Genomic DNA, 17,342 nt, shown 5'->3' on the forward strand with positions numbered 1-17,342 from the left:
TAGAAGGGAGTGATACCTCAAGGTCCCAACCGAATCGGGCCGGAGGTACCCAAAATCACTCCGAGCACCGACGTAGACCAGGCTATCGGCAGCCACCGAACGGGTAGGGGTATCGGAGGCCGTGAGTATCCGGTTCCACTGCTCCCCGTCGTACTGAAGGATGCCGTGGTTGCTCGCGACGTAGAGGAGGCCCCGCCTGTCCTGGGCGATGCTCCAGGTCTGGGTCGAGCGGTCGAGCGGCGAATGGAGTTGGCTCGGGAACGGGAAGCCACGCTCAGAAGAAACGGTCCGCGGTACGGAATCCGGAACGGACGGGGGATCCTGTGCCGAAGAGACTCCCGACGGAGAAGTCGGCTGGGCGCCCGCGGCACAGGGAAAAGCCAAGAGGCCTACGAGGAGACCAACCAGTCCGGAAAATTTTATGGCTTGGTGATTCATAATAACCGAAACCGGCAGAATTGTGTTTGCAATTTACCCAACAGGTGTATAATGTAAACGACGCAGCTTCTTAGCTAGAATCATGCCAACATACCCTGTAACCATGAAGCGTTCCCTCTACACGACCGTCACGTCGTATCTTGCCCTCTTTGCTTTTGTCGGGGTCTTCCTTCTCGGCGGGTGCACCAATACCGTAAGCGGGCCTCAGGTATCCGAGGAGAAGCCTGTTGAAGTTCGGCAGGGACAAAATCATAATACGATGAATCCCGACGGTGGTGGCGGGACGACCAATCCGAAGGAGCCGCACAACACCGCACCGGACGAGTAGGGGCAGTCTCAGGATGCATCCTGGCGAATATTTGGTGATGCTGTCGATGGCCACAGACCGGTCCCCCTCTTTCACCCTTGCTCCGTTTATGAGCACTGGTCTATGTAGGGAGACCTAGTCTCAGAGGTACCCTGCTATTTACTTGTAGGTAGCTGTATTTTGAAAGAGCCTCCCAGGAGAGGCTGGTTGTAAATGAAACGCCAGGACGGCCGGACGGCCCTCCTGGCGTTTCTATATGTGCCCTGCTTTTCATTTTTCTCCGAGAAAGGGTCGGACCCTGATTTCGCCCCTTTGCGTACGGCGCATCGTTCGTTTCGTGTGCCATTCTTCTCTTGGGCCGTAGGCTTCTAGACTCAATGCGCGTCAGTTACTGCGACGGCTACTATGTCCCCCTGCCGGAGGGGCATCCGTTTCCGATGGCCAAGTTCCCCGCCCTCCACCAGCGGCTTCTGGACGAGGACCTCATTCGTCCGACGGACGTGGTGGCGCCCCGACAGGCCGACTGGACGGACCTGCGACGCGTCCATACCGCCGACTACCTGACGCACCTTGCCGAGGGCAGCCTGTCCGATCACGCCGAGCGACGCATGGGCCTCCCGTGGTCGGAGCGCCTCGTGTACCGGTCCCGGCTGGCCGTACAGGGCACCATTAACGCGGCCCTCATGGCGCTCACGGACGGCGTCGCGGCCAACCTGGCGGGCGGCACCCACCACGCCTTTCCCGGTCACGGCGAGGGCTTCTGCGTACTCAACGACGTGGCCGTCGCCATTCGCGTGCTGCAGGCCGCATGCTGGGCCCAGCGCGTCCTCATCGTGGACCTGGACGTGCACCAGGGCAACGCCAACGCGGCCGTCTTTGCGGACGACGCCTCGGTCTTTACCTTCTCGATGCACGGGGCGAAGAACTACCCGTTCGAAAAGCCCCCGTCTTCCCTCGACGTGCCCCTCGACGATGCAACCGGCGACCAGTCGTATCTCGACACGCTGCGGTCGTATCTCCCTCAGACCCTGGACGCCGTCCAGCCGGACCTGGTGTTCTACCTCGGGGGCATCGACGTCGCGACGGACGACCGGTTTGGGCGCCTCTCCCTGACCCGCGAAGGCCTTCACGCCCGCGACCGGTACGTGCTGGAGCAGATTCAGGCCCACAACCATCCGGTGGCACTCCTTCTCTCGGGGGGATACGCCGACACCCCCGAGACCACCGCCGACCTCCACGCCATCATGTACCGGGAGGCCGCCCGCGTTTTCGAGACGCCCCGCTCCTCCACGGTCAACTAGCCGTTGCCCGCTCGGTCCGCCCCCACACGATGCGCGGCCGCCCGCTCAGGTCCTCCTCGGTGTGCACCGCCCCCACGCCCTCTTCTCCGCGGAACAGCCGCTCCACCTCGGCGGCGTGCTCGGCGTGCACTTCCAAAACGAACGAGCCCCCGGGCACACAACACGCCGACACCCAACGGACGAGGGCGCGGTAGAAACGAAGCGGATCGCGGCCGGCGAAAAGCGAACGATCGGGGTCGTACTCCCGCACGACGGGCGGCAACGACTCGGCCTCCGCGTCGGGAATGTAGGGCGGGTTGGAGACCAAAAGATCCACGTCTCGCGGCGTCGCGGCCGGCACCTCGGCACACAGGTCGCCCTCGAAAAACCGAACGTCGAGGCCCAAGTCTTGGGCATTGGCCCGGGCCACCGCAAGGGCGTCCGTACTGACGTCGCAGGCATGCACCTCCGCGTCGGGCCGTTCATGCTTGAGGGCGAGGGCAATGCACCCGCTTCCCGTGCCGGCGTCGAGCACCCGGGGCCTCGACACCTCCTCGATGCAAGTGAGCGCCCGGTCGACGACCGTCTCCGTCTCGGGGCGCGGCACCATCACGTCCGGGGACACCCGCAGTCGCAGCCCGTAAAAAGAGGCGTACCCGAGGATGTGCTGCAGCGGCTCCCCCTGCACGCGGCGCCCCACCATCCTGTGGAACTGCTCTGCCGCCGCCGCGGCGACCGTCCGGTCGGGGTGGGCGTACAGGTGCGCCCGGTCGCAGTCCAGCAGCTCTGCCAGCAGCCACTCCGCCGTTCGACGCGGGGCCGATCGGTCCGCCGCCCCCAGCCGCCGGGCCGCGCGGTCGATCAGTTCAAGTCGCGTCGGGGACGCCTCGGCGGTCTCCGCGTCCGACCCTGGTGGATGCTCCATAGCGGTCCCTCCTGATGGATTCGTGGCCGTCCATTGGCTCAGCGACGCACCCGAAACCCCTCAAACGCGTCGGCGGCGTCGGACCAGTCCACGTCGACCGTCTCTACACGCGCCGTCCGCGGGCCCTCGTGCACGGCCTCAATGAGCGATTCGAGCGCATCTGTGGGCCCCTCGGCCTCCAACCGCACCGACCCGTCGGATTCGTTGCGCACCCAGCCGGTGACGTCCAGCCGCCGGGCCCGCCGCCGTGTAAAGTTGCGAAACCCAACGCCCTGCACGCGCCCTGTAATTCGTGCGGACACCCGCTTTTCCGTCCCTGTCTCCATGAAAACTCGTGAGAGGCTGATCCGAGATCGTGACTCATGCCTTCAACCGGCGCCCCCCCAATGGTTTCCGTCGGGGCCGGTCCCAACACGGAAACGCCCCGCCGCCGGTCGTCCGGCAGGGCGGGGCGCAGCGCTAGCGTCTCAACCGGCCGCAGACGAGACGGCTACAGCAACCCGTTCTTCGAGGTCCAGTCGCGGAAGCCGTCCACGAGCTGCTCGAAGGAGTCGAGGACGAAGAGCTCCTCCTGCAGGTTGTAGACCTCGTAGTCGTCTTTCTCGACGATGTGCTCGGGATCGAAGGGGTGGAGCGTCACCTCTTCGGAGAGGGCGTGCGTCACCTCCTCGTTGGACGACACGATGCCCGCCCCGAAGATGCGCTTCTCCCCCTGTTCCTGAATCAGCCCAAACTCCACCGTGAACCAGTGAAACCGCTCCAGGCGGGGACGGTCGGCCCCCTCCGCGTTCTGGGCCGCCTGGCCGTAGAGCTGGTAGAAGTCCGCAAACTCCGGCTGCGTGAGCATCGGCATGTGCCCGAAGATGTCGTGGAAGCAGTCCGGAGCCGGGGTGTAGTCGAGCTCCTCCCGCCCACGGACGTAGTTGGTGGAGGGAAACTTGCGCTGCGACAGCAGCGAGAAGAAATTCTTTTCGTGGATGAGACCCGGCACGTTGGCCACCTCCCATCCGGTCTCCTCGTTGAGGCGCCGGCTCAGGTCGGCCAGGTCCGGAATTCGATCCCCCTCCAGCCCCAGCACGTCCTGCCCTCGCATGTACGCCTCGCAGGCCCGGCCCGGAAGCTGCTCCATCTGGCGCTCCACGAGAATCTGCCACGTCTCGTGGTCCTCGTCCGGGTAGTCCGGATACTCGATCTCGTCCCCCACCGGGGGTGGCTCCTCCAACGTCTGCGGAATGGTGCGCGGATCGACGTCCTCCTGCTCCTCCTGGGCCGTTTCGAAGGCCGATCGCTCTTCGTCCGGGGTGCTCTCGACGGTGTCGCTACTCATGGTACCACCTCAGGGGTTGAATGCGTGGGGATGACGGCTTGGGGACGTGCCCCGTGAAGCCCGGAACCGCTCCCAAGTCTGGAGAAAGTAGAACTGATTTGGATCACGTCCGACGCGGACCTAACGAAACATCTCCCACTCGTGATTCTCGTCTTCCCAGGGGCAGCCGCCGCGCAAGCGACCCTACGGGCGGGCGTCGTCGCGGCGGATCAGCCAGGCGATCCCGATGTACCCGAGGAACGCCGCCGCACTTACCGTGAGGCCCGCCCGCGTGACTCGCGCCCCCTCCCCAATCACCGCTTCGGCCATCACCATCACGACGAGGAAGAGAAGGGCGATGCCACAGGCCCCAGCGACGACGTGTGTCCAGGTCCGGAATGCGCGTCCGCGGAACATGGCCGTTGGGCAATCGCACGGGGGATGTGGAAGGCCCCTCGCGCCCGTAGTGGCGGGGCCTCACGCTTCGGCACACGCCTCATTGCGCCGCGTGGGCCGGGGTCGAGTTGGGCTTCCACTTGATGTTGCACCCCATGGAGGGGGCCTGCTCCATCGTCACCGCGCCGTCGGCGAGAAGCTCGTCGAGGGCCTGGCGGAGGTCGTCCCCGTGTGCCTCGTCCCCGTCGGGGCGCGTATCGTCGAAGCGCCCCCGGTAGGCGAGCGCACGATCGTCGTCGAAGACGTAAATGTCCGGCGTGCAGGCCGCCTTGTAGGCCGTGGCGACCTCCTGCGTCTCATCCTGGAGGTACGGAAACGGGTAGCCCTTTTCGCGGGCCCGCTCGGCCATGTTGTCGAACGAGTCGTCCGGGTAACGCTCCGGGTCGTTCGAGCAAATGCCAACAAACTGCACGCCTCGGTCCTGATACTCCTGCGCCACGTCAATCAGGGCCCCCTCGATGTGCTGCACGTACGGGCAGTGGTTGCACATGAACACGACGACGAGGGCGTCGGCCTCGTCGTAGTCTGCGAGCGAGCGCTGTGCGTCGCCCCGATCGTCAACCTCGGGATTGGCCACGGGCAACGAGAAGTCGGGGGCCGATTGGCCCAGGTCCATCATTGTCGATTCGGTAAGCGCCATGGGCGTCGGGGAATCGTGTCGGAGAACGTGACGGCATCCCGCCCGGGCACGCAGGGCCATGCCGAATTGGGACGGGATAACGATGCCGGACCACGCAAAGTTCAGGCGCCGACGCGACGGCCGTAGACGTGTGCCCCCGCCCGTCAGTCCGTCGGGCGGTAGAGATCATGCGTGTCGATGTAGGCGCGTACCGCCTCCGGCACCAGATACCGGATGGACCGGCCGGCCCGGCGGCGGGCGCGGACCTCGGTCCCCGAGATCTCCATGACGGGCGCAGCCGCGTACCGGACGTCGTTCACAAAACGGGGGTCGGCAACCGACTCGATGGCCCCTGGGCGCTTGTACACGATGAACGGCACGCGCTCGGCAATCTCGTCGGGCCGGTGCCAATCGGCAAAGTGGTCGAGACTGTCACTGCCGAGGATGAGAGCAAAGTCCGTGTCGGGATGCTGGTCCTGCAGGACACGGAGTGTCTCGACCGTGTACGACACGCCGTCCCGTTCCACCTCCACGCCACACACGCGGAACGCCGGGTTGCCCTCCACCGTGCGCTCGGTCATCGCCAGTCGATGCTGTACGGCCGCCAGCTCGTCGTTTGGCTTGTGGGGCGGGGTCGCGTTGGGAATCCACCACACCTCGTCGAGCCCGAACTGATCGCGGACGACCTCCGCGACGACGAGGTGGGCGACGTGGGGCGGGTTGAAGGACCCCCCAAAAAGACCAACAGTCATGGGCACGATGGGCCTACAAAATCCCTCCGTCAATTGGAGCCGCTCGACGCATCTTCCTGCGCCAGCGACTGCTCCCCCTGCTGCGCCTGGGCGCGGTCGAGCTTCTCACGGGCCTCGCTGTAGAGGTCTTCCGCCCGTCCGAGGAGGGTGCTCTCGGGGAAGAGCTGCGTGAGCCGGTTGTAGTTCTCAATCGCTTTCTGGTAGCGCTCGGCCTGCTTGCTCTCCACGCTTCGGTCCGCGTACCGAATGTACGTCCGGACCGCGCCAAGCAACGCGTCGTCGGCCCAGGGGGTATCCGGGTACTGATCGAAGGCCCGTTCGTAGACCGTCGTGGCGGCCTGCCACATGTCCCGCTGCTCGTAGAGCCGGCCCGCCTCGTACTTCTTGCGGGCGAGCTTTGCCCGAAGCTCGTTGATTTTCTCTTCGGCCTCCGGCACGAGTTCGTGGTTCGGATGCCGGTCAATGAAGAGACGAAAGAGGGAGATGGCCTGCTCCGAGTCCGACTGGTCGAGCCGGTACGAGGGGGACCGGAGGTAGTACGAGTTGGCCCGTTCGAACTCGGCCCGAGGGAGAAGCTCGTCGTTGCGGTAGAGCTGGGTGAAGCGCTGAAACTCGTTCGCGGCCACCAGATGCTTGTTCAGCCCACGCTGCGCCATGGCGAGCTTGAAGCGCGCGTCGGGGGCCCACTCGTTGCCCCGCCCGTACTCGAACACGGCCCGGAAGAAGCGAATGGCCTGCTGGTGATCGCCCTCCTCCATCTCGGCGACCCCCTTCTTGTACGCCTCCTCCGGCCCACTGTAGGTAAGCTCGGTGCCCCCCGAGCATCCGACGAGGGCCCCGAGAAGCGCAAACAGCAAAACGGGAACGAAAGCCGACGTACGCATGAAGGGACCGCTACGATGAAGGCAGTCGACGAGAGGACCGCCCCTACTTTCGATTTGGCATTTGGGGGCGAGGTGACAACGCGGAGCCGAAACGACAGGGGGGAGGGTCTGTTCCTCTCCGCGGCTTTAAGCCCGGATGGATCGCGCCCCTCCCGCGGCCTTCGTGCCTAGCGGAGGAGCTCCGTCCGTTGGTCGCGGTACCGGTGGATGAACAGCGCCTGGTTTGCATTTTCTCCCTGGAAGCCAATGCGCATGCCAATCCCTTCGTACGTCGGGGCGGTCCGCAGCGCCCGGGGGGTGGGCCCGGTGCCCGACGGCGAGAGGGTGGTTAGCAAAAAGCGGGCGACGTCGTAGCCCACGTAGGCCAGGCGACGGCCACTGGTGGCGAGTTCGTCCGGGGGGCTGCCCGTGAGCAGGCGGTACCGGCGGACGAACCGCTGCACGGCCGGCCGATCCGTCTGCACGTAGAAGCCGTTCGTGTACGTGGCGATGGCCGCACTGGCCGCCTCCTTGAAGGGAAGGTCGTGCCACTCGGCGTTGCCGAGCACCCGTTTCCCGGGGAGAATTTGGCGAAGGCCCGTGAGGGCGCCCTGAATCTTCCCCGCCGTGCCCCGGCCCGACACGGGGAGATAGAGCGCCTCCGTCTCGGCCAGCAGGGAGTCGATGGTGGCGGAGTCCCGCCGGGCCCGGCGGGCGTTGGTTTCGATGAGGGTCGAGTCTTCGATGAGGGTGGGCAGCCGCGACCAGTCCCGCGCCCCTTGTAGCGGGATGCTCAGGGGCACCGTCAGGTCCTGCCGACGGGCTTCTTCCCGGAACCCTTCGGCCATGCGCGCACTCAGGCCGTTGCCCGCCTCGTAGACGATCCCGACGCGGTCGATGAGAAGCCCATTCTTTGCGGTCCGCGCCATGATCCGCCCGCGGTCCGGGATCGTGGGGTTGGCCTGGAAGACGTAGTTTTTCCCCTCGGAGACACTCTCGTCGGTGGCCATCGGCGCCACCAGGGGCACGCGGGCGGCCTCGGCCCGCTCCCCCGCCGGCCGCGCCACGCGGCTCCGGATGGGCCCCAGAATCACGTCCACGTCGTCGAGCCGCACGAGGGAGTCGACCGCCGCCCGTGCGGTCTTGGGCCGCGGGCCCGTCCGGCGGAAGTACATCTTGGCGACCCAGTCCGGGCGCTCGACCTGCTCCGCGACGACCCGCAACGAGTCGACCCGGACCGTATCGGCCGGCGCCGCCACGGTGGTTTCCCCGTCCGCCGCCGCGAGGCTGTCCCCCGCAAGGCGGGCCGTGTCGTAGACCTCGAAGGTGTCGGCCTCCGTCCGCAGGCCGGGCGGCCGGATGTACCGCCGTCGGAGGCCGTTGTGCTCGTCGACCGCGAGCCGAATGCCGTTGAACAGGGCCTGGGACAGGGACACCTCCGCGGCCCCCATCGGAAGCGTCACGCCAACGCGGAGGGTATCTTGGGCCTGCGTCTCTTCCTGAAGGCGACGCCGGGCCCGCTCCAGGAGCCGCTCCGCCTCGTCCCGGTATGTCGTCTCCGCATACTGGTTGAGGAGGGCCTCGAGCCGGCCGATCGCGTCCCGGTAGCGCCCCAGCTGCACGAGGGCCTTCCCATCCATGAGCAGGGCGGCCGTGGTCTTGCGGTTGAGCGCGTACTCGCTCACCAACCGGAAGCGCTCGTGCGCCGTCGCGTACTCGCCCCGCTCGAACGCTGCGACCCCTTCCTCGAACAGCAGCTCCGCATTTTCGATTTCGGAGATGGCCTCCGCCTGCTGGGCGTGCGCCGATGTCCCCGGCATGCCGATGCTTAGAAGCAGAAGGAACCCAAATACACAGACCGGTCCGGAGCGGCGAGTTGCCATAGAGACGAGAGACGATGTTGAAGAATTGACGCCAGGACGCGTGCCCCTCCTCCTTCCCAACGCGCCGCCCCCTCGCAGCATTATTCCCACTCGATGGTGGCCGGCGGCTTGGAGCTCACGTCGTAGACGATCCGGTTGATGCCGGGCACCTCGTTGACGATGCGATTCGAGACGTGCCCCAGAAAGTCGTGGGGGAGGTGGGCCCAGTCGGCCGTCATGCCGTCCACGCTGGTTACGGCGCGCAGGGCGCACACGTTTTCGTAGGTGCGCTCATCCCCCATCACGCCCACCGCCTGCACCGGCAGGAGGACGGCGAAGGCCTGCCAGACCTCGTCGTAGAGGTCGTTGGCGCGCAGCTCCTCGATGAAAATGGCGTCCGCCTCTCGCAGCAGGGCCAGCCGCTCCCGCGTGATTTGTCCGAGGATGCGGATGGCGAGGCCCGGCCCCGGGAAGGGATGCCGCCCCACGATTGGGTCCGGCACGTCCAGCAGGCGCCCGATCTCGCGCACCTCGTCCTTGAACAGCTCCCGGAAGGGCTCGATGAGGTCGAAGTCGAGCTCTTCGGGCAGCCCGCCGACGTTGTGGTGGGTTTTGATGGTGACGGACGGGCCCTTAAACGAGACGCTCTCGATGAGATCGGGGTAGAGCGTGCCCTGGGCGAGGTAGGTGGGCCGGTGTCCCAGGTCGGCGGCGATGGCCTCGGTCTGCTCCTCGAACACCTCGATGAACGTGTTGCCGACGATGGTTCGCTTCTCCTCCGGGTCCGTCACCCCGTCGAGCCGCTCCAGAAAGCGGTCCGTGGCGTCGGTGGTGCGCAGGTCCATCTCGAAGTGGCCGCGGAACGTATCCTGCACCTGGTTCCACTCCCCCTTCCGCAGGAGGCCGTTGTTCACGAAGATGCAGTGGAGCTGATCGCCCAGGGCCCGCTGCAGAAGGGCGGCGGCGACCGACGAGTCCACGCCCCCGGAGAGCCCCAGGATGACGTGGCGATCCCCCACTCGGTCCCGAATCGTCTCGGTCTGCTCTTCCACGAACGAGGCGGGGGTCCAGTCGCCGCTGCACCCGCAGATCGCGTGCGCAAAGTTCTCCAGAATCTGGCGGCCGTAGTCCGTGTGCACCACCTCCGGGTGAAACTGCACGCCGTAGTAGGGCCCGTCCGTGTCGCGCACGGCGGCCACCGGGGCGTTGTCGGTCCGGGCAATCACCTCGTAGCCGTCGGGGAGGTCGGTCAGGTGGTCGCTGTGGCTCATCCAGACGGTCGAGCCGCTCGGCACGCCTTCGAAGAGAAGCGACTTCTCCTGCCCGTCCGGCGGCACCTGCAGCTGCGCCCGCCCAAACTCGCGCCGGTCGGCCCGGGCCACCTCGCCCCCAAACTGGTGGGCCATGGCCTGCAGGCCGTAGCAGATGCCCAGCAGCGGCACCGGGGTGCCGTCGGGGCGCTCCAGCTCAAGCAGGGCCGGGTCAAGGGCCGGCCCCGCCTCGTCGTAGACCGAACAGGGCCCCCCCGACAGAATAACGCCACTCGGGTTCAGGGCGTCGATCGCGTCCGCCTCGACGGTACAGGGGCGAATCTCCGAATACACTCCGGTCTCCCGCACCCGACGCGCGATGAGTTGCGTGTATTGCGAGCCGAAGTCCAGAACAACGATCTTATCGTGCATCGACACGGGGGTGGGGAGCGGCGAGTGTCAGCGTGCAGTTGCAATCAATCGGGCCGTGCGCGCCCCGTCCCCAACGAAGCGGGGCGGGGCGCCACACGCGGCGTGTGCGGCGGGGACTCACGTGACCTCCGCGTAGGCATCGGCCCCCATCAGCTCCTCCGCCTCGTCGGGCGCTGCGAGCTCGATCTCAATCATCCATCCGTCCCCGTACGGATCCTCGTTTACGACCTCCGGCGAGAGCTCAAGCTCCGTGTTAATCGCCGTAATGGTCCCCCCAACGGGCATGTACAGCTCCGACACCGTCTTAACCGCCTCGACGGTCCCGAAGATGTCGTCCTGCCCGAGCTTTGTCCCCTCCGGCTCCAGCTCGACGAACACGATGTCGCCGAGCTCGCTCTGTGCGAAGTCCGTGATGCCCACGGTGGCCGTGCCGTTCTCGACGCGCAGCCATTCGTGATCGTCTGTGTAGTAAAGGTCGTCCGGCGTGTCCATTCGTCACGTAGGGGTAAGTGAGAGGTGTGTGCTTGGGTGAAGGTACGGGACGCAGCGGCAAATCAAAAGACCGCGCGTCCGGCCGTGCACGGCACGTCCACCGGATGCATGCGGGAGGCGTGACGAACACCGTCGGCCGCGGGACGGGGGCCCGGCGCCGTTACGACCGGGCCGGCACGCCCTTCTGCTCCAGCGCCTCCACGACCGGGGGCGGCACGAATTTCGAGACGTCTCCGTCCCACCGATGGGCGTCCCGCACCATCGAGGAGCTAATGAGGGCGTACTCCTCGGAGGTCATGAAGAACACGGTCTCCAGCTCCGGGGCCAGCTTCCGATTGGCGAAGGCCATGCGGAACTCCGCGTCGAAGTCGCTCACCTGGCGGAGCCCCCGCACCAGGGCCACCGCCCCGACCTTCTGCGCCCGATCCACGATGAGCCCCTGGTGGGCCTGCACCTCCACCCCGTCCAGGTCTTCGGTGCACCGCCGCACGAGCGCCGTGCGCTCCTGGGTCGAAAAGAGGGTTTCTTTTTCGAGATTCACGCCCACGGTCACCTCCACACGGTCGAAGACGCGGAGGGCCCGCTCTAGAACGTCCCGGTGGCCGAACGTGAAGGGATCAAACGTGCCGGGGTACAGGGCAAAGTTCGGGTCCATGCAGGGGCAGGGTGGGGGCAGCGCGTGCGGCAGGCTAAGACGTCGTCGGGGAGGACTCCGGGGCCGACTCTACGTCGTCCGTCGCGTCCCCCGCGGCCTCGTCCTCGGGGGGGAGCGGGGGGCGAAACAGACTCACGATGGTGCGCCCGTAGGACCGACTCGTCATCAGCCGGGGATGCTCGTCGAACCAGTCGTGCGAGCTGTGTTCGAGCGTGAAGACCCCATCGGTATCGAGGTGGGGCACCGCCAGGTCGGGCATCTCCTTCATGGCGTCCAGCTTGTAGGGCGGATCCGCCATGATGAGGTCGAGGGCCGGCCCCTGGTAGGTCCGCAGGTACTCCACGGCATCCCCCTGTATGAAGATGCATTTGTCCGCCACCCCAATCTTCTCGGCGTTTTCGCGGGCGTAGTTGATGACCTCGCGCTTCCGCTCCACGAACGTCACGAGCTCCGCCCCCCGGCTGATGGCCTCCAGGCCGAGTGCCCCCGTGCCGCAGAAGAGGTCGAGCACCTCTGCGCCTTCGAGGTAGATGCGGGCGTCGATGAGCCCAAACAGGGCCTCGCGCGTCCGGGCCGTCGAGGGGCGCGTCTCGTGGCCGGAGGGGGTCTTGAGACCGTGGCCCCCAAACCGGCCGGCAATGAGTTTCATGATGGATTGGACGTGACAGGTGAGCGGATGCGGTGAGGAGGCCCTGCAGCCGACAAGCCTCGAAAATGGTAAACGGCTGTGGGGGGAAGAGATCCCCAACGGCGGTGGCGTCCGGGGCCCCGCCCCTTTCTTTCCTCGCGTCCCCCGTTCACTCCGCAGACAGAGCCAGGGCCCCGCCGATGCACGGCACGTACTCCCCGGGCTGCTCCGCGTCCGGCTCCCAGATGCGATGCAGCCGGCCGAACGGGTCAAGCAGAGTGGGGACGTCTCCGAACACCGACTCGAAAGGGCCGTCGGCCACGGCGTCGACCTCCGCCCCGTACGCAACGAGGGTCTCAAGCGCATCCGGCGCCACCCCAATTCGGTTGAGCATCCCCACGGCGTAATAGGCCTGATCTTCGGCCGTCGGGGCGTTTTGGGCCGCGTGGGCGTGGTGCCAGCTGCCGTTCCGCGTCAGGGCGTATTCGGTATGCCCCGCGTACTGCCCAATCGCGAGTTGATACTCGTCTGCATCGTCCGCCGACATCGTCGGCGTTCCATCCTCCTCCGATATCTCCAACAGATGGGCCGCCGCCTCCGCGCTGAGGATGCGCCCGGTGGTGTCCATCCCAGGGACCTCGGCGAACAGGGTCTCCATGCGCGCCTCCACCTGCTGCGGCACGGCCAGCACATGCACCCATTCGATCGTCTCGCCGTCCTCCACGGCCGTACGCACCGGTCTCGACACGGTATGGAGGGCGCCGGGCGACCGGGTGTTCGTGACCAGGGCCGCCTGGTACGCCACACGTCGATCGCGCTCCTCCGCCGAGAGCCCTTCGGGAAGCGGCATGAGAAAGCTGTACGCATCCACCGGATGGAGCACCAGGCCCGCCTTGGATGCGTCGGTGTCGTCAAAAATGCGGGACAGGGTGGCCGTGATCGCATCGAGGGGCTCAGGGCTGGTGTCGCCCCACAGGGCACGCGCGACGTCCACCTCGAAGGTCTCTGCCCCAAACCGCCGGAGGTCTACGTCCGACCCGTCCCGCGTCACTTCGGCGTACCGCACCGTCGGGCCCTGAATGTGAACCGCGGCCGAGATCGACTGCATAGCTGTTCGTTCCTGCCTGCGTGCGTGCACGTCCTGCGTCCTCAGGACCTTAGTCCGCCCCAGTCTGCGGGTCTACTCCCAGCTGGCCGCATTGGCCTGCGTGGGATCGCCGGTCAGGGTGCCAATCTGATCGTCGGTGTCCGGGTCTTCGAGCAGGTAGGTTTCAACCCGTCCCGTGTCGCTCACAGCGTACTGGAAGCGGTTGCCGGTCCGGGGCGAAAACAGCAGGGAGTCGAGGTTGATTGATCGTCCGAACACACTGTCCTGTCGGGCCGCGAGCACCGAATCGCTGCGAATGTGCTGGAGCAAAATATTCAGTGAGTCCGGATACGATGCGCTGTCCCGCTCGTAGTCGACGAGCGCCGTGCGAACGTTCGTCATGCGCTGGCGGGTCTGCTCCGTCAGTCGCTGCTCCCGCTCGATGCGCTCGTAGGGCTCGGTGATCGACTGGTACAAGAAGTAGGTAAGGCCGACAATTACGACCACCAGGAGGGCCTGAATGGCAGTCTGGATCGTTCCGCTGCTCGTAGCCATGAAAGCCGTTCGTTCGTGTTGGCAAAAAGATGACCGGGTGAACTTTCCGCTCTGCGCGAAATGGGGAACGCGGAAAGGCGGAAAATGTGGTGACGGATCCGAAAATAGGGGGCTCTTCCGCGAAATGCAATTCCCTGCACGCCCTTCAAAAAACAAGAGGGCCGTCTTCGGAGTTGAAGCCGTCGTATTTGCACCCTCGCAATCAGCCGTGTTTCCCTCGTGACGAACCTGCTCATCAACGTTGACCATGTGGGCACCCTCCGCAATGCCCGCGAGGAGACCTTCCCCGACCCTGTACACGCCGCTGCGCGCTGCGAGCAGGCCGGGGCGGACGGGATTGTTTTTCACCTCCGTGAGGACCGCCGGCACATTACGGAGCGGGACGTGCGTCTCCTGGCCGAGACCGTAAACGGCAAGCTCGACTTTGAGCTGTCCACCGAGGAGGAGGTGGTCTCCATCTGCTGCGACGTGGTGCCGGATCTGGCCACGCTGGTGCCCGAGCGGCGCGAGGAGGTCACCACGGAAGGCGGGCTCGACGTCACGGCGAGCCGCCCCCGCCTCAACGCCGTTACGGATCGCCTCTACGACGCCGGCGTGGACCAGGTCAGCCTCTTCGTTGACCCGGTCCCGGCCCAAATCGAGGCCACCGCCGCGGTGGGCGCCAACTGCGTGGAGCTTCACACCGGCGACTTTGCCGAGGCCTCCACCGAAGCCGCCCGGCGCGAGGAGGCCGAGCGGTTGGCCGCGGCCGCCGACGCCGCCCACGAGGCGGGCCTTCGGGTGCACGCCGGGCACGGGCTGGACTACAACAACTTTTCTCTCTTCCGGGAGACGGTCCCTCACGTCGCCGAGGTGTCCATCGGCTTTGCCGTGATGGCCCGCGCCATTCTCGTGGGCATGGACCAGGCGGTTCGCGACATGCGTGCAACCGTCGCGAATGCTCAGCCGTAGGCGCCCTGTTTCTTGATCACCTCTTTCCCTTCTTTCCATGGAGCACTCCGAGCCCCTCTTCGACGACATCTCCGACGACCACACCAGCGGCTACGTCGCCATCGTGGGCAAGCCCAACGTGGGCAAGAGCACGTTGATGAACGCCCTGCTCGGCGAAAAGCTGTCGATCGTCACCAAAAAGCCGCAGACCACCCGGCACCGCGTCCTCGGCATCCACTCGGGGCCGGAGCACCAGGCCATCTTTCTAGACACGCCGGGCATCATCGAGCCGCGCTACGCGCTCCACGAAACCATGATGGGGCAGGTGCAAGGGGCCATTCGGGACGCCGACCTACTGCTCTTTCTGCACGAGGCCACCCAGGACGAGCCGGACACGCAAAGCCTGAAGAAAATTGGCGACACGCCGGCGTTTCTGGTCCTCACCAAGATGGACCTGATTCCGAAGGAGGAGACCCTCCCCCTCGTGGAGTCCTACGAGGACCGCCGCGCCTTCGACGAGGTAGTGCCGACCTCGGCCAAGGAGGGCTTCAACCTCCAGACCCTCCTCCACCTCGTGCTGGACACCCTGCCGGAGGGCCCGCCCTTCTACCCGAAGGATCGGATCAGCGAGCACCCGGAACGCTTCTTCGTGGCCGAGATGATCCGGGAGAAGGTGTACAAGCACTACCACCAGGAAATCCCCTACTCCGTGCAGGTCAACGTCGTGGCCTACGAGGAACGGCCCGAGGGGACGAAGGACTATATCGACGCCGAGATCGTCGTCATGGAGGAGTCGCACAAGGGCATCCTCATCGGCGAGGGAGGCAAAGCGCTCAAGAAGGTGGGCACGACGGCCCGCGAGGACATCGAGGCGTTCGTTCAAAGCCCCGTGTACCTGAACCTGCACGTGAAGGTACAGGAGAACTGGCGCGACCGGAAGACCGTCCTCCGCTCTTACGGTTACCTGGCGTAGCCTCGCAGGACCTCAGTCGAGCTTCATCTTCAGCCCCTCCGTGACGGCCTGCTCGTGCTCGGCGGGAACGGCCGTTCCCGGGACCGTGTGCTGCTGCATCTCGCGTCGGCGGCGGTAGCCGGCTCGGAGGTGCGCGAATGCTTCGCCCCGTGCATCCGGCCCCAATTTCACCAGGTCTCGGAGGGACGCGTCGTCGACCGCGGGGTCATAGGCCTGTCGCGCGAGCTCGAAGCGCCACTCTGTTGCGGACAGCCGCGGGTCCGGGGCCCGGCCCCGCAGCGCGTCCGCCGAGGCGGGACGGATGGCGTCCGTTCCCGCCCACCGCGCCTCCCCCCCCAGCGCGTCGCAGAGCGCCTCGTACAGCATTTCCGTTCCCCGCACCTTTCCGTCGTAGGCGTACCCGGCGATGTGGGGCGTCGCCAGGTCCACGGCCTCGATGAGCGCCGGGTCGGGCGACGGCTCATTCTCCCACACGTCCAGCACCGCCGCCGCCACGTCTCCCCGCCGCCGGGCCGCGAGGAGCGCATCCCCGTCCACGACCGCACCGCGCGAGGTGTTCAGGAGCCACGCCCCGTCGCCGAGCCGATCCAGGAACGCGGCGTCCACCAGATGATGGGTCGGATCGGGCCCGGACGCCTTCAGCGGAACGTGAAGCGTCACGACATCGGCCGCCCCGAGCACCGTATCGAGGGGCACAAATCCGTGGCCCGTTCCGTCTGCGTCGGCGGCCCGCGCTCGGGGGGGATCATTTCGAAGGACCTCCATCCCCAGCGCCGAAAGCCGACGGGCGAGACGCCCTCCGATGTTGCCGCATCCCACAATGCCGACCGTTCGCTCTTCCAACGCCCCCCCACGGCGACGGGCCAGTCCGAGCAGCGCCGCCACCACGTAATCGGCAACCGAGTCGGCGTTTGAGCCCGGGGCGTGTGCGAACGGAATGCCCTGTGCTCGCAGGTAGTCCCGGTCAACGTGGTCCGTCCCGATGGTCGCCGACCCGACGAACCGGAGGGGCGTTCCGTCCAGTAGCGCCGGCCCGACGGGCGTTACGCTCCGCACGAGGAGCACGTCCGCCGCCGCGACGTCCGACGTCGTCATCTCGCGCCCCGGCATCCGGCGCACCGTCCCAAATTGCCCGAAGGCGTCCTCGACACGAGGAATGTTGGCGTCCGCAAGAATTTGCAGGCTGGTCACAGGTTTGAGAACAAGGTGAGTTTACGAGTACATCGTAGGGGTCGCGCCCGCAAAAAGCGCTTTTGTTAAGAACGTACTGAGGATGGATCAAGCATAAAGGAACGGATTGTCAACGGCCGGACAACCGGGCATGAAGAAGAGACTTACCCCCACAAGTACCTGCTTTTCCAAAAGGTTACGGCGAACACCTACAGGAAACTTAGGTCGACCCCCCATGGTTTCTCATGATGCAGTCACAAAATGATTGCACGGAAACATATTTTGGCCGCGCACGCCTTTTGGTGCCCCTCGGGGCTTTGTGCCCCGGGCGCCGCCTCGATGGCCTTCGAATAGCACACACC

19 protein-coding genes are annotated in these 17,342 nt (G+C 66.1%); 4 read left to right on the plus strand and 15 right to left on the minus strand.

Annotation, left to right across the window (positions count from 1 at the left end):
- The first annotated feature begins 541 nt into the window (after positions 1-541).
- Together SRU_RS10885 and SRU_RS10890 are read left to right on the plus strand one after the other, a co-directional pair.
- Positions 542-766 (plus strand): hypothetical protein, encoded by a 225-nt coding sequence (locus SRU_RS10885; protein ID WP_119842240.1) that lies wholly within the window; start codon positions 542-544, stop codon positions 764-766.
- Positions 767-1,122: 356 nt separating this feature from the next.
- The gene (locus SRU_RS10890; protein WP_011404794.1) at positions 1,123-2,046 is read left to right on the plus strand and encodes a histone deacetylase family protein; all 924 of its coding nucleotides are present in this window, start codon (positions 1,123-1,125) and stop codon (positions 2,044-2,046) included.
- On the opposite strand, the gene prmC is transcribed toward SRU_RS10890, so the two are convergent.
- The 14 genes from prmC to SRU_RS10960 all read right to left on the minus strand — a co-directional run bounded on the left by prmC (position 2,039) and on the right by SRU_RS10960 (position 13,907).
- Positions 2,039-2,950, minus strand: coding sequence for a peptide chain release factor N(5)-glutamine methyltransferase (gene prmC, locus SRU_RS10895; protein ID WP_011404795.1), 912 nt, complete (start codon positions 2,948-2,950; stop codon positions 2,039-2,041). The genes SRU_RS10890 and prmC overlap by 8 nt on opposite strands.
- Before the next feature lie 38 nt (positions 2,951-2,988).
- A complete protein-coding gene (locus SRU_RS10900) occupies positions 2,989-3,276 on the minus strand; it encodes an acylphosphatase (protein ID WP_011404796.1) in 288 nt (95 codons plus the stop codon).
- 164 nt (positions 3,277-3,440) lie between these two features.
- A complete protein-coding gene (locus SRU_RS10905; protein WP_011404797.1) occupies positions 3,441-4,277 on the minus strand; it encodes a phenylalanine 4-monooxygenase in 837 nt (278 codons plus the stop codon).
- 183 nt (positions 4,278-4,460) lie between these two features.
- Positions 4,461-4,673, minus strand: a complete 213-nt coding sequence (locus tag SRU_RS10910) for an ABC transporter permease (protein ID WP_011404798.1) — start codon at positions 4,671-4,673, stop codon at positions 4,461-4,463.
- A gap of 79 nt (positions 4,674-4,752) precedes the next feature.
- Positions 4,753-5,352: a thioredoxin family protein gene (locus SRU_RS10915; protein WP_011404799.1), complete on the minus strand. Its 600-nt coding sequence runs from the start codon at positions 5,350-5,352 to the stop codon at positions 4,753-4,755.
- Positions 5,353-5,495: 143 nt separating this feature from the next.
- Positions 5,496-6,083: a nicotinate (nicotinamide) nucleotide adenylyltransferase gene (nadD, locus tag SRU_RS10920; RefSeq protein ID WP_011404800.1), complete on the minus strand. Its 588-nt coding sequence runs from the start codon at positions 6,081-6,083 to the stop codon at positions 5,496-5,498.
- A 29-nt stretch (positions 6,084-6,112) separates the two neighbouring features.
- Entirely contained in the window at positions 6,113-6,967 is an 855-nt protein-coding gene (locus tag SRU_RS10925) for an outer membrane protein assembly factor BamD (protein WP_011404801.1), read from the minus strand.
- 167 nt (positions 6,968-7,134) lie between these two features.
- Complete coding sequence (locus tag SRU_RS10930; protein WP_011404802.1) at positions 7,135-8,829, minus strand: ABC transporter substrate-binding protein; 1,695 nt, start codon at positions 8,827-8,829, stop codon at positions 7,135-7,137.
- Between the two features lie 80 nt (positions 8,830-8,909).
- Entirely contained in the window at positions 8,910-10,490 is a 1,581-nt protein-coding gene (guaA, locus tag SRU_RS10935; RefSeq protein ID WP_011404803.1) for a glutamine-hydrolyzing GMP synthase, read from the minus strand.
- Between the two features lie 117 nt (positions 10,491-10,607).
- A complete protein-coding gene (gene gcvH / locus SRU_RS10940; RefSeq protein WP_011404804.1) occupies positions 10,608-10,982 on the minus strand; it encodes a glycine cleavage system protein GcvH in 375 nt (124 codons plus the stop codon).
- A gap of 160 nt (positions 10,983-11,142) precedes the next feature.
- Complete coding sequence (gene coaD / locus SRU_RS10945; RefSeq protein ID WP_011404805.1) at positions 11,143-11,637, minus strand: pantetheine-phosphate adenylyltransferase; 495 nt, start codon at positions 11,635-11,637, stop codon at positions 11,143-11,145.
- Between the two features lie 34 nt (positions 11,638-11,671).
- A complete protein-coding gene (locus SRU_RS10950) occupies positions 11,672-12,286 on the minus strand; it encodes an RsmD family RNA methyltransferase (protein ID WP_011404806.1) in 615 nt (204 codons plus the stop codon).
- A 148-nt stretch (positions 12,287-12,434) separates the two neighbouring features.
- Positions 12,435-13,373, minus strand: a complete 939-nt coding sequence (locus SRU_RS10955) for a hypothetical protein (protein WP_013062429.1) — start codon at positions 13,371-13,373, stop codon at positions 12,435-12,437.
- A gap of 72 nt (positions 13,374-13,445) precedes the next feature.
- Positions 13,446-13,907, minus strand: a complete 462-nt coding sequence (locus SRU_RS10960; RefSeq protein WP_043552491.1) for a hypothetical protein — start codon at positions 13,905-13,907, stop codon at positions 13,446-13,448.
- Positions 13,908-14,126: 219 nt separating this feature from the next.
- On the opposite strand from SRU_RS10960, the gene SRU_RS10965 reads away from it, so the two are divergent.
- The gene (locus tag SRU_RS10965) at positions 14,127-14,858 is read left to right on the plus strand and encodes a pyridoxine 5'-phosphate synthase (RefSeq protein ID WP_011404808.1); all 732 of its coding nucleotides are present in this window, start codon (positions 14,127-14,129) and stop codon (positions 14,856-14,858) included.
- Positions 14,859-14,895: 37 nt separating this feature from the next.
- Complete coding sequence (gene era / locus SRU_RS10970) at positions 14,896-15,810, plus strand: GTPase Era (protein ID WP_011404809.1); 915 nt, start codon at positions 14,896-14,898, stop codon at positions 15,808-15,810.
- A gap of 12 nt (positions 15,811-15,822) precedes the next feature.
- On the opposite strand, the gene SRU_RS10975 is transcribed toward era, so the two are convergent.
- A complete protein-coding gene (locus tag SRU_RS10975; protein ID WP_011404810.1) occupies positions 15,823-17,001 on the minus strand; it encodes a 4-phosphoerythronate dehydrogenase in 1,179 nt (392 codons plus the stop codon).
- Positions 17,002-17,342: the final 341 nt, after the last annotated feature.

Origin of the sequence: Salinibacter ruber DSM 13855, from assembly GCF_000013045.1 — a bacterium.
GTDB lineage: Bacteria > Bacteroidota > Rhodothermia > Rhodothermales > Salinibacteraceae > Salinibacter > Salinibacter ruber.

What these genes read in the sequence shown, in the direction of transcription:
- gcvH (WP_011404804.1), bottom strand. Translation starts at nt 10,982, where the DNA reads ATGGACACGCCGGACGACCTTTACTACACAGACGATCACGAATGGCTG.
- prmC (WP_011404795.1), bottom strand. Translation starts at nt 2,950, where the DNA reads ATGGAGCATCCACCAGGGTCGGACGCGGAGACCGCCGAGGCGTCCCCG.
- SRU_RS10950 (WP_011404806.1), bottom strand. Translation starts at nt 12,286, where the DNA reads ATGAAACTCATTGCCGGCCGGTTTGGGGGCCACGGTCTCAAGACCCCC.
- SRU_RS10890 (WP_011404794.1), top strand. Translation starts at nt 1,123, where the DNA reads ATGCGCGTCAGTTACTGCGACGGCTACTATGTCCCCCTGCCGGAGGGG.
- SRU_RS10900 (WP_011404796.1), bottom strand. Translation starts at nt 3,276, where the DNA reads ATGGAGACAGGGACGGAAAAGCGGGTGTCCGCACGAATTACAGGGCGC.
- nadD (WP_011404800.1), bottom strand. Translation starts at nt 6,083, where the DNA reads ATGACTGTTGGTCTTTTTGGGGGGTCCTTCAACCCGCCCCACGTCGCC.
- SRU_RS10905 (WP_011404797.1), bottom strand. Translation starts at nt 4,277, where the DNA reads ATGAGTAGCGACACCGTCGAGAGCACCCCGGACGAAGAGCGATCGGCC.
- coaD (WP_011404805.1), bottom strand. Translation starts at nt 11,637, where the DNA reads ATGGACCCGAACTTTGCCCTGTACCCCGGCACGTTTGATCCCTTCACG.
- SRU_RS10955 (WP_013062429.1), bottom strand. Translation starts at nt 13,373, where the DNA reads ATGCAGTCGATCTCGGCCGCGGTTCACATTCAGGGCCCGACGGTGCGG.
- SRU_RS10925 (WP_011404801.1), bottom strand. Translation starts at nt 6,967, where the DNA reads ATGCGTACGTCGGCTTTCGTTCCCGTTTTGCTGTTTGCGCTTCTCGGG.
- SRU_RS10960 (WP_043552491.1), bottom strand. Translation starts at nt 13,907, where the DNA reads ATGGCTACGAGCAGCGGAACGATCCAGACTGCCATTCAGGCCCTCCTG.
- era (WP_011404809.1), top strand. Translation starts at nt 14,896, where the DNA reads ATGGAGCACTCCGAGCCCCTCTTCGACGACATCTCCGACGACCACACC.
- SRU_RS10910 (WP_011404798.1), bottom strand. Translation starts at nt 4,673, where the DNA reads ATGTTCCGCGGACGCGCATTCCGGACCTGGACACACGTCGTCGCTGGG.
- SRU_RS10915 (WP_011404799.1), bottom strand. Translation starts at nt 5,352, where the DNA reads ATGGCGCTTACCGAATCGACAATGATGGACCTGGGCCAATCGGCCCCC.
- SRU_RS10930 (WP_011404802.1), bottom strand. Translation starts at nt 8,829, where the DNA reads ATGGCAACTCGCCGCTCCGGACCGGTCTGTGTATTTGGGTTCCTTCTG.
- SRU_RS10885 (WP_119842240.1), top strand. Translation starts at nt 542, where the DNA reads ATGAAGCGTTCCCTCTACACGACCGTCACGTCGTATCTTGCCCTCTTT.
- guaA (WP_011404803.1), bottom strand. Translation starts at nt 10,490, where the DNA reads ATGCACGATAAGATCGTTGTTCTGGACTTCGGCTCGCAATACACGCAA.